The sequence below is a fragment of the Pseudoduganella sp. OTU4001 genome (genome assembly GCF_038440195.1).
GTDB lineage: Bacteria > Pseudomonadota > Gammaproteobacteria > Burkholderiales > Burkholderiaceae_D > Rugamonas.
The window spans coordinates 264333-277472 of the sequence record NZ_JASATG010000001.1 but is presented as its reverse complement, the minus strand read 5'-3'; the positions used below and the strand labels follow the sequence as shown (position 1 = coordinate 277472).

Genomic DNA, 13140 nt, shown 5'->3' with positions numbered 1-13140 from the left:
ATGAGGTTGGGCTCGCTACCCTTGTGCTAATATTACTACCGACAAATAACAAAAGCTACTGATTAGTAGCGAAATTTTACCAATGAGTATCCTCTCAAAATTTAGCTTTAAAGATCAGGCATTTAAGCTCCGCGAGAACGCAATTCTCGATGCTGCGACGGTTGTCTTGAGTAGCAAAGGCTACGATTTGATGACGATGGATGATGTGGCGGGGGCGGTGGGGATCTCCAAACCCAGCCTGTATAAGCACTTCAAATCGAAAGATGAGCTGGTCGGCGAAGCGATGATCCGCCTGCTGGACGGTGCGATCGAACAGGTCGACGCCTTGTCGCAGCAGCTGAGTGCGCGCGAAAAGCTGGAAGCGCTGCTGGAATGGGCCTTGCGTGTCCGGCTGGGAGGCGGGCTGCCGTTCCTGCCCTCGACCAGCCCGCACGTGCGGGACATGCTGATGCGGAATTTCAAGTACATGACGCGCGTGCTCAAGCTGAACCGCATGCTGGAGCAACTGGTCAAACAGGGCCAGAAGGATGGGCAGTTGGACGCATCGCTGCCGACCGACGTCATTTTGTTCAGCTATTACGCCCGCACCTGCGACCCGGCGGTGGAGTACCTGCAGAAGTTCAGCAAAATGAGTGACGACGATATCGTCAAGCACATGATCAAGGTTGCTTTCTCCGGGCTGCGATAAAGCTGGCTGCCTGTATCACGCAAGTTCTGCGAACAGGCTGGCGGTCCAGTCGATGAACACGCGCAGCCGGTTGCTCACGTAGCGATTGGACGGATAGACCACATAGAAGGGGTAGCGCGCGGGCTGCCATTTTTCCAGTATCGGCACCAGGGCGCCGCTCGCCAGGTGCGGTGCGGCGGCGTACCTGAATGTTTGAATCACCCCCAGGCCCGCCAGTCCGGCTGCGACATGGGCGTTGCTCTCGTTGACGCCTACCGAGCGGGCGCCGGCCAGCTCGATCTTTTCTCCATTTTTCTCGAAGTGCAGCGGCATGCCGCGCCCGGTCCGTGTCGACAGGTATTGCACGATCGCGTGACCTTGTTCCAGGTCCGCGGGCTGCTTGGGTATGCCGTGCTGGCGCAAGTATTCCGGCGTGGCGCAGGTCACCCACGAAGCACTTCCGACCTGGCGGCCGACCAGCGACAAGTCGGTCAGCGCACCGCCGCGTATCACGCAATCCACATTATCGCCAACCAGGTTGGCATGTTTGTCCGAAACGCCGAGGTCTATCCGGATATCAGGGTAGCGTGCGAGGAAATCCGGCAACGCCGGCAGCAGCACCATGCTTGCCGTGGAACTGCCGATGTCGACGCGCAGGTGGCCGCGCGGCTTGGATTGGGCGGCGCTGAAACTGGCATCCACATCATCGAGTTCCTTCAGGAGGCGCTGGGTCTTTTCGTAGTACTGCGCGCCCTCCGGCGTCACCGATACGCGCCGGGTAGTGCGGTGCAGGAGCTTGACACGCAAGTGGGCTTCCAGCGCCTGGATCGACTTGGTGAGCGAGGCGTTCGGCATGCCTAGCGTGTCGGCGGCTTTGGTAAAGCTGCCGGCTTCGACGACGCGGGCGAAGGCGCGTATGGCGAGTAGCTGGTCCATGCTTTGATTATTTATGGATGGGAATAATGTATTTGTTTAGCGCTACTTTATTCAACAATCTGCCAGGCGTAAAGTTCATTCATCGCATCCAACCTAAGGAGAAACAAAATGAACAACGCAAAGAAACTGGCAGGGAAAGTAGCACTGGTCACCGGCGGCACCACGGGCATCGGCCTGGCGTCGGCGCAAGACTTCGCGGCACAGGGCGCGGTGGTGTACATCACCGGCCGGCGCCAGGCGGAACTGGAGGCCGCAGTCGCAACGATTACGGCAACCGGCGCCACGGCGTACGGCATCCAGGGCGATGTCGCAAAACTCGCGGACCTGGACCGCATTTATGCTGTCATCCGCGAGCGCTCCGGCCATCTCGACGTGCTGTTCGCCAATGCGGGTGGCGGTGACATGATGCCGCTGGCGGACGTTACCGAGGAGCATTTCGACCGCGTCTTCGGCACCAACGTCAAAGGCACGCTGTTCACGGTGCAGAAGGCCTTGGAATTGCTGAAAGACGGCAGCTCGATCATCCTGACGGCATCTACCACCTCGGTGAAAGGTACGGAAAACTTCAGTGTCTACAGCGCGAGCAAAGCGGCGGTGCGTAACTTCGCCCGCAACTGGCTGCTGGACTTGAAACCACGCAATATCCGTGTCAACGCCATCAGCCCTGGCCCAATCCACACACCGGGCCTGGCGGGCCTGGTGCCGGAAGAGTATCAATCCGGCCTGCTGGGGCACCTGGCGACCCTGGTCCCGATCGGCCGCCTCGGCCAACCGTCGGAAGTGGCGAAAGCGGTGACCTTCCTGGCCTCCGACGACAGCACCTTCATTAACGGCATCGAGCTGTTCGTGGACGGCGGCCAGGCGCAGATTTAAGCAGGGCGGCCCGGCCGCCGGGGATCTTGATTTCGTCCATCGCAGCCCCTAGATAATTTGCCCTATTGTGTATTCATGAGGAGTGACTATGGAGCATGATGAGGCACTACTGGACAACCTGGCGGCCCTGCGCGCCGCGCATGACAAGGCTAGCCGGCAGTTGGCGGACATTACCGCCCTGGCGGCGAGTGCCTTGAAAGGGCGGGGCACCCTGCCATCCCTGGTCCAGCTGCAGAACTACGCGCAAGCGTTGTCCCAGGCGCAGCGGCAAGCCGCCCATTGCGAAGATCTGATGCTGGGCAGGCCTGCCCCAGCCACTTCCGGGAAGGCGGCGGGCAGCAGGCCCTATGTGCATTGAAATGCTGGCGGGAGGACTGTGCCATGCGAATCTTCGATGCAGTTTCTGCGCAAATTTCCGCCATGGGTTTGCCGCTTTTCGCGGTCAGCGCCACGCGCGCCGAGTGGCCCGATACCCCCTTGCTGCTGTTCCTGCACTGGCACGGCTTCCGCCGCGCGACGCCATTGCAGCTGGAGGGCGTGCCGATGCCGGCGCGGGCGGTGCCCAGTTCGGCCTTGCAGTTCGACGGTCCCGGCTTGAGCGCCATGGCGGCGGAAGAGGCCTTGCTGGAAGCTGCCTGGCGGCTGGGCGCCTGGCAGCTGGAGCGCCTGCAACTGCGGGCCTGCAATACGGCCGGCGCGCCCTATAGCGAAGCGTTTGCCTGCCGCCTGGCGTTCGGCGACAACGCGGCCGGCTACCCGGACGAGCCGGTGCTGGGCGGCGACCAGGACCTGCGCCTGGCGCAGATGGCGCTGGCGGCCCAGCGCGGCTACCAGCAATGGCTGTTCCAGCCCGTCAAAGGCGGCCTGTGGGCGGGGATTGGCCCGCCCGACGACAGCCTGGGCGCGGATGGCGGACGGCAGTCTAATTGTCCGGTGCGGCCGTCACCGCCGGCGCCCGGACAGCGCGTGGTGTACCAGCTGGGGCACCATCACCGGCTGATCCTGCCATGAAACATTTTGTTACAAAGTGCCCGCGGCAGCCGTCTTGAAAACAAAAGTCCGAAAACATATTTCCGAAAACGCTGAAGTCTGGCTCCAGCAGCTGTCTGGACCGATTCACTTTTTAAATGATCTGACCACCATTTGGAGATTGAAGAGATGAATATTCGTCCCCTCTATGACCGGGTTATTGTGAAGCGAATTGAAAAACAACGCCAAACTGCCTCCGGCATCGTTATCCCTGATTCCGCCACCGAGAAGCCCGAGCAGGGCGAAGTGCTGGCGGTTGGCCAAGGCCGCGCCTTGGCCGATGGCGGCCTGCGCCCGCTGGCCGTCAAAGTCGGCGACTCCGTCCTGTTCGGCAAATACGCCGGCCAGGCCGTCAAGCTTGACGGCGAAGAATTGCTGGTGCTGCGCGAGGAAGACATCCTCGGTGTGATCGAGCACACCGCAGCCAACGCCAAAGCCGCCTGAGTCCAACTTGTATCAGGGAGAAAGAACATGACTGCAAAAGACGTTCAATTCAATGAGGACGCCCGTACCCGCATCGTCAAGGGCGTCAATGTGCTGGCCAACGCCGTCAAGGTCACGCTGGGCCCGAAAGGCCGCAACGTGGTGATCGAGCGCAGTTTCGGCGCACCGACCATCACCAAGGACGGCGTCTCGGTCGCCAAGGAGATCGAGCTGAAAGACCGCCTGGAAAACATGGGTGCGCAAGTGGTCAAGCAGGTCGCGTCCAAGACCGCCGATGTGGCGGGCGACGGTACCACCACCGCTACGGTGCTGGCCCAGGCCATCGTCCAGGAAGGCATGAAGTACGTGGCGGCCGGCATGAACCCGATGGACCTCAAGCGCGGCATCGACCTGGCTGTCGGCGCCGCGATCAATGAGCTAAAGGCGATCTCGCGCCCGATCGCCACCGGCAAGGAGATCGCGCAAGTCGGCGCCATCTCGGCCAACTCGGACAGCGCCATTGGCGACATCATTGCCCAGGCGATGGAGAAGGTCGGCAAGGAAGGCGTCATCACCGTGGAAGACGGCAAGTCGCTGGAGAACGAGCTGGAGGTGGTGGAGGGTATGCAGTTCGACCGCGGCTACCTGAGCCCATTTTTCATCAACGATCCGGACAAGCAGCTGGCGCGGCTGGATGACCCGCTGGTCCTGCTGTACGACAAAAAGATCAGCAATATCCGCGAACTGCTGCCGGTGCTGGAGCAGTCGGCCAAGGCCGGCAAGCCGCTGTTCATCGTGGCGGAAGACATTGAAGGCGAAGCGCTGGCCACCCTGGTGGTGAACTCGGTACGCGGCATCCTGAAAGTGGCCGCTGTCAAGGCGCCGGGCTTCGGCGACCGCCGCAAGGCCATGCTGGAAGATATCGCCGTGCTGACCGGCGCCACCGTGATTTCGGAAGAAACCGGACACACGCTGGAGAAGGCGTCCCTGGAACACCTGGGCAGCGCCAAGCGCATCGAGGTACAGAAGGAAGCCACCACCGTTATCGACGGCGCCGGCGAGCAGCAGCGTATCGATGCGCGCGTAGCCTCGATCCAGGCCCAGATCGAGCAGGCCACCAGCGACTATGACAAGGAAAAACTGCAGGAGCGCGTCGCCAAGCTGGCCGGCGGCGTGGCTGTGATCAAGGTTGGCGCCGCCACCGAAGTGGAAATGAAGGAAAAGCGCGACCGCGTTGACGATGCGCTGCACGCCACGCGCGCGGCGGTGGAGGAGGGCATCGTGCCGGGCGGCGGGGTGGCCCTGCTGCGCGCACGCGCCGCGATCACCCAGCTGAAAGGCGCCAATGCCGACCAGCAGGCGGGCGTGCAGATTGTGCTGCGCGCATTGGAAGCCCCGCTGCGTGTCATCGTCTCGAATGCCGGTGACGAACCGTCCGTGGTGGTGGCCAAGGTGGCGGAAGGCAAGGGCAACTTCGGCTACAACGCTGCCACTGGCGAATATGTCGACATGGTGGAAAACGGCGTGATCGACCCAACCAAGGTCACCCGCACCGCACTGCAGAACGCCGCCTCCATTGCCGGACTGCTGCTGACGACCGAAGCGACGATCGCCGAAGCCGCGCCGGAAGAGAAGGCGACCCAGCCTGCCTGATCAGGGTTCAACTTTGCGGGATCATGCCGGTTTCCGGGGCATGGTCCCGTTTTTTTATTTCGATTTTTTGCCGGACTGGGACTGCGTGCTCTTGCCCGACTGGCTGCCTTTATTTCCCGGCTCGGCGGACTGCTTGTTGCCGGTGTTCTTGCTGTTCTGCGTCTCTTCCAGCTTGCTATTGCGGCCGCTCTTGCCGGCTTGGGTGGGCTTGCTCATGATGTGCCTCCTTGTAGACGAGAGTGCCCATCATAATCAGGGTGGCGCGGGACGGGCACTCGATTGAAACGCAGCAATCGAGCGCCAGGTGTTGCCTTGAATGCGCGCTGCCGCTTAGCGCGCTCCGGCGGCGAATTCGCGCGCCGGCAAGCGTACTTTGACCGTGGTGACCGGCGCATCGGCGGCCTCGGCCAGCGTGACCAGGTAATCGCCCGCTGCAATCTTCCACTTGCCACGGCGGCTGTCAAAGACGGCCAGCGTGCGCGGATCGATCTCCACCCGGGTGCTGCGCGCTTCGCCCGGCTTGAGTGCCAGTTTGTCCCAGCCGCCCAGGCGCTTCGGCGCTTCCCAGCCCGCGCCAATCTTGCTGACATAGATCTGCGGCACTGCCTTGCCTTCGCGCGCGCCGCTGTTGGCTACCTTGAAGGACACGCTGATCGTGCCATTGCTGGCGCTGGCCTGCAGTCCTTCGTAGTGGAAGGTGGTGTAGGACAGGCCGTGGCCAAAGGCGAACAGTGGCTTGAGGTTCTTCTTGTCAAACCATTTGTAGCCGACCGCCGCACCCTCGATGTTGTAATCGGTGGCGAAGCGCACGTCTTCCTTCAAGCCGGTGCCGTCGATCACGGGGCGCGGCAGTTGCGCTTCCGACTGCGGGAAGGTGGCTGGCAAGCGTCCCGAGGCATCCACTTCGCCGGTCAGGACGCGGGCAATCGCTTCACCGCCTGCGCTGCCGGGGTACCAGGCTTCCAGCACGGCGCCTACCGAGCCCAGCCACGGCATGGTCACCGGGGTGCCGGTTTCCAGGACCACCACGGTGCGCTGGTTGGCGGCGGCCACGGCGGCGATGGTGTCGTCCTGCCCGTGCGGCAGCTTCAGGTCGGCCTGGTCGAGCGATTCCGCTGTCCATTGGGTGGCGAACACGATGGCCAGGTCGCTGCTGGCAGCCAGCTTTGCCGCTGCGGCGGCGTCCTTGCCGTCGTGGTAGACGAATTTGGCTTTCAGGCGCTTGGCCAGGGCCTGCATGGGCGACGAGGGCAGGTAGACGATGGGGCCGGGGAAGCTGGCTGGGCCTTCGTTAGGCACCGCCGAACCGCCGGCCGGATAGACCTGCGACGAGCCGCCGCCCGACAGCACGCCGACATCGGCATGGCCGCCGATGATGGCGATGCTGGCATAACGGTCGGCCAGCGGCAGCAGCTGCTGATCGTTCTTCAGCAGGACCATGCCTTCCTCCGCACCGGCCTGCGAGATGGCGGCATTGGCGGCGAAATCAATCTTGTCCTCGGCAACCGCTACCGGATGCTCGAGCAGCCCATTGGCAACCATAGGGCGCAGGATACGCAGCGCCATGTCGTCCAGGCGGCTGGCCGGGACGTGGCCATTCTCGACCGCTTCTTTCAGCGGCTCCTTGAAGTAGGGCGACAGGTCGAACGGCCAGCCGGACTGCTGGTCAAGCCCGTTCAGTGCGGCCGGGATAGTGGAATGCGTGGCGCCCCAGTCCGACATCACATAGCCCTTGTAGGCCCAGTCGCGCTTGAGGACCTGGTTCAGCAGGTAATCGCTCTCGCAGGCGTAATGGCCATTCACGCGGTTGTAGCCGCACATTACCGAACCCGGATTGCCGCGTTCGATGGCGATCTGGAACGCCAGCAAATCCGACATGCGCGCCGCCGCGTCGTCGAGTTTGGCATCGACCTTCATGCGTCCGGTTTCCTGGTTGTTCAAGGCGAAGTGTTTGACCGTGGCGATCACGTGGTTCGACTGGATGCCACGGATCTGCTCGCCGGCCATGACGCCGTTCAGCAGCGGGTCTTCGCCGCCATACTCGAAATTGCGGCCATTGCGCGGCTCGCGCTGCAGGTTGGCGGCGCCGGCCAGCATGACGTTGTGGCCCGACAGGCGCGCTTCCTGGCCGATCATGGCGCCGCCGGCATAGGCTACGGCGGGGTTCCAGCTGGCGGCGGTGGAGATGCCGGCGGCCAGCGCGGTGCGTGCACGCGGCGCCGGGCCGGGCTGGGTTGCCACGCCCATGCCGGCATCGGTCAATTGCTGGTGGGGGATGCCCAGCCGCTCAATCCCGTACACGAAGCCGGCCGAGTAGGGGACACCTTGCGCCGGTTTGGCGACACCTTTGAAGTCGGTGGAGAAATAGCCGAACACCAGCTTGAGTTTTTCGTCCAGAGTCATCTGCTGCACCAGCGCCTTGGCGCGCTGGTCGGCGTCTACCGGGCTGGCGGCGTTTGCCGCAAGCGGGGTGAAGGCGGACAGTACGGCCAGCGCGGCGGGAAGCATACATTTGAAAACGTTTTCAAGAACGGCTGAAGATGGGAGCGGGGAACGTGATTGGGTCATGGATGTCTCGTCAGCGCCCGGTAGGCGCAATATTGTTATGAAAGAGGAACGGCGAGGAATACTAGCACGATTATTACAGAACGTTAATAAATTATCGTCCAGCCTGGCCGGCGGCGCGCGCGAGTTGCGCTGCCGCTTCGCCCGCGCCCATGCGGTCATTGCTCCAGAAGCGGTTGATCACATCCCACATGCGCGCCACCGTATGCGCCGGTTGCGCCATGCCGTGCGCCAGGCTGGGCAGCAGCGTACCGCGCCGGGCGCTGGCTTTGAAATCGGCGCTGGCGCGGCGCGCGCACTCGTCGAACTTGTCCAGGCTCACGTCCTGGCGCACCGGAATGGAACCTTTGGCCAGGTTAAAGGCTTGCTGGAAATCCTTGTCCATCACGGCATGCGCCAGGTCGCGCTGGGCCTGCTTGTTGCGGTCGCTGACCTGGAACATGGCCAGGGCATCGACGTCGAAGGTGAAGGCGTGCGCCGTGCCCGGCATGGCAATGCACAGGATGTCGCTGCCCGGCCGCCGGCCGGCCGCTTGCATTTCCGCCTTGGCCCAGTCGCCCATCAGCAGCATGCCGGCACGGCCATGCGTCAGCATGGAGGTCGAGGCAACCCAGTCCTGGCCGCTCGATGCATTGCTGCTGTACTGCTTGATGCGGCGGTAGGTGGTCAGCGCCTGGATCATTTGCGGGCTGTTGAGGGCAGCCGGATCCAGCTGGATAAAGGCGCGCCGGTAAAAGTCCACGCCTCCGACAGCGATCGCCACGCTTTCAAAGGTACCCATGTCCAGCCAGGACTGGCTGCTGTAGGCGACCGGGATGATGCCGGCCTTTTTCATCGCCTCGGCCACGGCGAAGAACTCGTCCCAGGTCGCGGGCGGCTTGGCGTTGGCTTTCCTGAGGGCGGCGGCATCGATCCACAGCCAGTTCACCCGGTGCACATTCAGCGGCGCCGCCACGTAACGCCCGTTGTATTTCATGGTGTCGCTGACATTGCGCGGCAACAGCGCATTCCACTTGTCCGTGTTGGCCACGTCGTCAATGCTGGAGAGGGCGCCGGTGTGCGCCCATTCCTGGATGGCGGCGCCTTTGATCTGCGCCGCCGTGGGCGGGTTGCCGGAATTGACGCGGGAGGCCAGCATCACCATCGCCAGCCCGCCGCCGCCATTGGCCACTGTGAAGTTTTTCCACAAATGTCCTTTGCGATGCAGGGTGGACTGGAGTTCCGCCAGCGCGCCCGCCTCGCTGCCGCTGGTCCAGAAGTGCAGGACTTCGACTTCCCCGCCCGGCGCGCGGTTGCCGCCTTGCGCCGGCGCCAGGCTGGCCAGCAGCAAGGCGGCCAACAGCGGGCCGCAAACGCCGCGCCGCAAGGCGCGCTTCACGGCTCGCTCCGTTGCGCGGCGGCTGCGCTGGCAGGCAGGCGCAAGGTGACGGTAAGACCGTGCGGCACGCTGTCGGACAGGATGATGTGGCCCTGGTGGCGGTCGACGATTTCCTTGACGATGGACAGGCCAAGGCCGCAGCCATCGGCCTGCTCGGTGGCGCGCACAAAGCGTTCAAAGACACGCTCCCGGTCCGCCGCTGCGATACCGGGGCCATGATCGACCACGCGCAGCAGCGCAAAGTCGCCGTCGGCATGGACGCCTACCGTGACTTCGGCCTGCGGTCCCGCGTAGCTCAGCGCGTTGTCGATCAGGTTGGTGAGCGCCTCGCGCAGCAGGGGGGCATTGGCAAACACCATCACCGGCTGCGCGCCCATCGTTTCGTAGAGACCCAGGTCGGCACCGGCCCGCAGCGCGCGCGGGACCAGTTGCGCCACCAGTTCCTGCGCCAGCCTGGACAGGTCGAATTCATTGCGCTCCAGCGCCGGCCCCGCGCCAGGTTCGGCGCGCGCCAGCAACAGCAGCTGCGAAACCAGGTGGGCGCTGCGGCAGGCGCTCTGGTACACCAGCGCCAGGCGGTTGCGCTGTGCCTCGTCGGTGGCGGCTTCCAACGCCAGCTTGGTCTGGCTTTTCAGGCCGGCCAGCGGGGTGCGCAACTGGTGCGCGGCGTCGCCGATGAAGCGCTGCTGGGCGCCCACCTGGCTGCGTACCGACTGCAGCAGCTGGTTCAGGGCATTCGCCAGCGAATGCAGCTCCACCGGCGCCAGGTCCAGCTTGAGCGGCGTCAGTTCGTTGGGGGCGCGCTGCTCGACTTCGCGGCGCAGGCGCGCCAGCGGCACCAGGCCCGCCTTGATACCGGCCCAGACGATCAGGCTCATGGTCAAGACCAGCAGCGACAGGGGCAGCAGGGTATCGGCCAGGATGGAGCGCGCCAGCTCCTGCTGGTTGGCGCTGCTGCGCGCCACCTGCACCAGCATGGTCTGGTTCGGCTCGGTCAGGGCGCCATACGCGACATACAGGGCGACGATGCGCATCGGCTTCTTGCCTTCACCGGGGCTGGCCGCCACCTCGGCATCATAGAAATACGGCGTATCGAGCTTATGGCTGGCCGCCGCCGGCGGCGCGGGCAGCTGGTTGTTGCCGAGGATGAAGCGGCCAGGCGGCGTGCTGACGGTATACATCACGCGGTCCTTGGGGTCGGCTTCCAGCACTTCCTGGGCGGCGCGCGGAAAGTCGATCAGCAAACCCTGTTCGATGGGTTTGACCTGGCGCAGCAGGGCGCGCGAGCTTTGCGCCAGGCTGGCATCGATGGCGCGATTGGCGTAGCCGGCGGCGAGCCGGTAGGTGGCCACGCCACCGGCCAGCCAGAGTATCAGCTGCGGCAGCAGCAGCCAAAGCAGCAGCTTGCGCTGCAGGGATACCATTGCCGCCTATCCCTTGAGCAGGTAACCCAGGCCGCGCACGGTGCGGATCTCGATCCCCGAGCCTTCCAGGCGGCGCCGCAGGCGGTGGATATACACCTCGATGGCATTGCCGCCGCCGGCGCCGGCGGCATCGCCGGACCAGCCCTGGGTAATCTGTTCCTTGGTGACGACGTTGTCGCGATTGACCAGCAGCAGTTCCAGCAGCGTCCATTCGCGCGGGCTCAGGTCGAGCGCTTCGCCGCCGATGTGGGCCCGGCGCAGCATGGGGTTGAAACTCAGCTTGCCGAAACCCAGCTCGGTATTGGCCGGCACGGCGGAGCGCACGCTGGCGCGGCGCAGCAGGGCGCGCACGCGCGCATCGAGTTCGGGGAAATCAAACGGCTTGGTCAGGTAGTCGTCGGCGCCGGCATCGAGCCCGGCGACGCGGCTGTCCAGCGAGTCCTGCGCGGTGAGCACGATGACCGGCATTTGCTGGTTGTTGCTGCGCATATTCCGCAACACATCGAGTCCCCCCACCATGGGCAGGCCCAGGTCCAGAATGCTCAGGTCAAAGCTCTGGCGCTGCAGGAGAAATTCGGCCACGGGGCCATTGGGCGCATGTTCCACGGCATAGCCAGCGCCGCTCAGGTGGGCAATCAGGGCGTCGGCCAGGATGGCGTCGTCTTCGGCAAGGAGGATGTGCATGCCGGCAGTGTAAACATGTCGGAAAGGATTGACCAGATTTTTAAGCTACCTGACAAAGCTTTACGAATTATTAATGCAATGCTAGAATTTATTATCGATCGTTAATATTGATCGGCGGAGACGCACCGACGGCCGCAATGGCCTCCGTGCTCCATAACAAGACTAATAGAGGAAACATTGTGGCCAATTTCTCGTCGACGCTGGACGCCAGCGTGTCGTCCGGCGCCGCGCAGCCGCAGCGCGGGGCGCTGGTGATCGTCACCATGCTGTTTTTCATGTGGGGCCTGCTGACCTCGCTGAACGACGTGCTGATTCCCCATTTGAAGGCGGTGTACACCCTGAGCTACCTGCAGGCAATGCTGGTGCAGTTCTGCTTCTTTGGCGCTTACTTCCTGGTATCGCTGCCGGCCGGCCTGCTGATCCGGCGCATCGGCTACCAGCCGGGCGCGGTGACCGGCCTGCTGGTGGCCGCCGCCGGATGCGCCTTGTTCTATCCCGCCTCGCTGGGCGGCTACGGCTTGTTCCTGACCGCGTTTTTTGTTCTCGCTAGCGGCATCACGATCCTGCAAGTGGCGGCCAATCCCTATGTCACCAGCCTGGGGGACGCGGCGACGGCGTCCAGCCGGCTGACGCTGACGCAGGCTTTCAATGCGCTGGGCACGACGGTCGCGCCATGGCTGGGCGGGATGCTGATCCTGTCCGGCGCCATGCCGGCGGCCGAGCTGGCGCAACTGCCGGCCGCGCTGCAGGCCCAGCAGAAAGCGCTGGAAGCGGCCGCCGTCCAAGGACCGTACCTGGTGCTGGCCGGCCTGTTGCTGCTGACGGCCATCGCGTTTGCCCTGGTGCGCCTGCCGCGCATCGCCCAGGCGCAACAGCATGCACGTGGCGCCGTTTCCTTGTGGTCGCAGCGCCGCCTGGTGCTTGGGGTGATCGCGATCTTCCTCTACGTTGGGGGCGAGGTTAGTATCGGCAGCCTGTTGATCAATTTCCTGGGTGAGCCCGGCGTGGCTGGCCTGAGCGCCGCCGCCGCGGCTACCTTTGTCAGCTACTACTGGGGCGGCGCCATGGTAGGGCGCTTCATCGGCTTTGCCGTAATGCGCAAGGTCAGTCCAGGCAAGGCGCTTGGCTTCAATGCGGCCTGTTCGGTCGTGCTGATCCTGTGCGCGGTGTTCACCCAGGGCAAATTGGCCATGTGGGCGATCCTGGCCGTGGGCCTGTGCAACTCCATCATGTTCCCAACTATCTTCAGCATGGCCTTGCATAAGCTGGGGCCAGCCACCGGTCAGGGCTCCGGCCTGTTATGCATGGCCATCGTGGGTGGCGCCATCGTGCCGTTCGCGCAAGGCTGGCTGGCCGACCAGGTCGGCGTGCAGCAGTCCTTCCTGCTGCCGGTGTTCTGTTACTTGTACGTGATGTTCTTCGGCATGCGCTACGCGAACCTGTATGCGGGCGCCGCTGGCGAGTAATTTTTTTTTCACATTAGTGAAAACGATTTCATCAAAATCGGC

General features: G+C 63.7%; 13 protein-coding genes. 7 read left to right on the top strand and 6 right to left on the bottom strand.

Annotation, left to right across the window (positions count from 1 at the left end):
* Positions 1-82: 82 nt before the first annotated feature.
* Entirely contained in the window at positions 83-688 is a 606-nt protein-coding gene (locus AAHE99_RS01160) for a TetR/AcrR family transcriptional regulator (protein ID WP_342113554.1), read from the top strand.
* 15 nt (positions 689-703) lie between these two features.
* On the opposite strand, the gene AAHE99_RS01155 is transcribed toward AAHE99_RS01160, so the two are convergent.
* Complete coding sequence (locus AAHE99_RS01155) at positions 704-1603, bottom strand: LysR family transcriptional regulator (RefSeq protein ID WP_342113552.1); 900 nt, start codon at positions 1601-1603, stop codon at positions 704-706.
* A gap of 108 nt (positions 1604-1711) precedes the next feature.
* Between AAHE99_RS01155 and AAHE99_RS01150 the strand changes: the two genes are divergently transcribed.
* The 5 genes from AAHE99_RS01150 (at position 1712) to groL (ending at position 5581) form a co-directional block, all read left to right on the top strand.
* Entirely contained in the window at positions 1712-2476 is a 765-nt protein-coding gene (locus tag AAHE99_RS01150; RefSeq protein WP_342113550.1) for an SDR family NAD(P)-dependent oxidoreductase, read from the top strand.
* A gap of 88 nt (positions 2477-2564) precedes the next feature.
* Entirely contained in the window at positions 2565-2834 is a 270-nt protein-coding gene (locus AAHE99_RS01145) for a hypothetical protein (protein ID WP_342113548.1), read from the top strand.
* 23 nt (positions 2835-2857) lie between these two features.
* Complete coding sequence (locus AAHE99_RS01140; RefSeq protein WP_342113546.1) at positions 2858-3487, top strand: diguanylate cyclase; 630 nt, start codon at positions 2858-2860, stop codon at positions 3485-3487.
* A gap of 147 nt (positions 3488-3634) precedes the next feature.
* A complete protein-coding gene (locus AAHE99_RS01135; protein ID WP_342113544.1) occupies positions 3635-3949 on the top strand; it encodes a co-chaperone GroES in 315 nt (104 codons plus the stop codon).
* 27 nt (positions 3950-3976) lie between these two features.
* Complete coding sequence (gene groL / locus AAHE99_RS01130) at positions 3977-5581, top strand: chaperonin GroEL (protein ID WP_342113543.1); 1605 nt, start codon at positions 3977-3979, stop codon at positions 5579-5581.
* 54 nt (positions 5582-5635) lie between these two features.
* Here groL and AAHE99_RS01125 read toward each other — a convergent pair whose 3' ends face one another.
* The 5 genes from AAHE99_RS01125 to AAHE99_RS01105 all read right to left on the bottom strand — a co-directional run bounded on the left by AAHE99_RS01125 (position 5636) and on the right by AAHE99_RS01105 (position 11632).
* Entirely contained in the window at positions 5636-5797 is a 162-nt protein-coding gene (locus AAHE99_RS01125) for a hypothetical protein (RefSeq protein ID WP_342113542.1), read from the bottom strand.
* A gap of 114 nt (positions 5798-5911) precedes the next feature.
* Positions 5912-8089 carry a beta-glucosidase family protein gene (locus AAHE99_RS01120; RefSeq protein WP_342113541.1) on the bottom strand — a complete coding sequence of 726 codons (2178 nt, stop codon included), beginning with the start codon at positions 8087-8089 and terminating at the stop codon, positions 5912-5914.
* 151 nt (positions 8090-8240) lie between these two features.
* The gene (locus AAHE99_RS01115; RefSeq protein ID WP_342113540.1) at positions 8241-9524 is read right to left on the bottom strand and encodes an ABC transporter substrate-binding protein; all 1284 of its coding nucleotides are present in this window, start codon (positions 9522-9524) and stop codon (positions 8241-8243) included.
* On the bottom strand, positions 9521-10948 hold the full coding sequence (locus tag AAHE99_RS01110) for a sensor histidine kinase (RefSeq protein ID WP_342113538.1): 1428 nt from the start codon (positions 10946-10948) through the stop codon (positions 9521-9523). The genes AAHE99_RS01115 and AAHE99_RS01110 overlap by 4 nt, the downstream gene beginning before the upstream one ends.
* 6 nt (positions 10949-10954) lie before the next feature.
* Positions 10955-11632, bottom strand: a complete 678-nt coding sequence (locus AAHE99_RS01105; RefSeq protein WP_342113536.1) for a response regulator transcription factor — start codon at positions 11630-11632, stop codon at positions 10955-10957.
* 263 nt (positions 11633-11895) lie between these two features.
* Between AAHE99_RS01105 and AAHE99_RS01100 the strand changes: the two genes are divergently transcribed.
* Positions 11896-13098, top strand: a complete 1203-nt coding sequence (locus tag AAHE99_RS01100; protein WP_342113888.1) for a sugar MFS transporter — start codon at positions 11896-11898, stop codon at positions 13096-13098.
* Positions 13099-13140: the final 42 nt, after the last annotated feature.

Coding starts and splice junctions, on each gene's coding strand:
- AAHE99_RS01160 (WP_342113554.1), top strand. CDS start 83: ATGAGTATCCTCTCAAAATTTAGCTTTAAAGATCAGGCATTTAAGCTC.
- AAHE99_RS01155 (WP_342113552.1), bottom strand. CDS start 1,603: ATGGACCAGCTACTCGCCATACGCGCCTTCGCCCGCGTCGTCGAAGCC.
- AAHE99_RS01150 (WP_342113550.1), top strand. CDS start 1,712: ATGAACAACGCAAAGAAACTGGCAGGGAAAGTAGCACTGGTCACCGGC.
- AAHE99_RS01145 (WP_342113548.1), top strand. CDS start 2,565: ATGGAGCATGATGAGGCACTACTGGACAACCTGGCGGCCCTGCGCGCC.
- AAHE99_RS01140 (WP_342113546.1), top strand. CDS start 2,858: ATGCGAATCTTCGATGCAGTTTCTGCGCAAATTTCCGCCATGGGTTTG.
- AAHE99_RS01135 (WP_342113544.1), top strand. CDS start 3,635: ATGAATATTCGTCCCCTCTATGACCGGGTTATTGTGAAGCGAATTGAA.
- groL (WP_342113543.1), top strand. CDS start 3,977: ATGACTGCAAAAGACGTTCAATTCAATGAGGACGCCCGTACCCGCATC.
- AAHE99_RS01125 (WP_342113542.1), bottom strand. CDS start 5,797: ATGAGCAAGCCCACCCAAGCCGGCAAGAGCGGCCGCAATAGCAAGCTG.
- AAHE99_RS01120 (WP_342113541.1), bottom strand. CDS start 8,089: ATGCTTCCCGCCGCGCTGGCCGTACTGTCCGCCTTCACCCCGCTTGCG.
- AAHE99_RS01110 (WP_342113538.1), bottom strand. CDS start 10,948: ATGGTATCCCTGCAGCGCAAGCTGCTGCTTTGGCTGCTGCTGCCGCAG.
- AAHE99_RS01105 (WP_342113536.1), bottom strand. CDS start 11,632: ATGCACATCCTCCTTGCCGAAGACGACGCCATCCTGGCCGACGCCCTG.
- AAHE99_RS01100 (WP_342113888.1), top strand. CDS start 11,896: ATGCTGTTTTTCATGTGGGGCCTGCTGACCTCGCTGAACGACGTGCTG.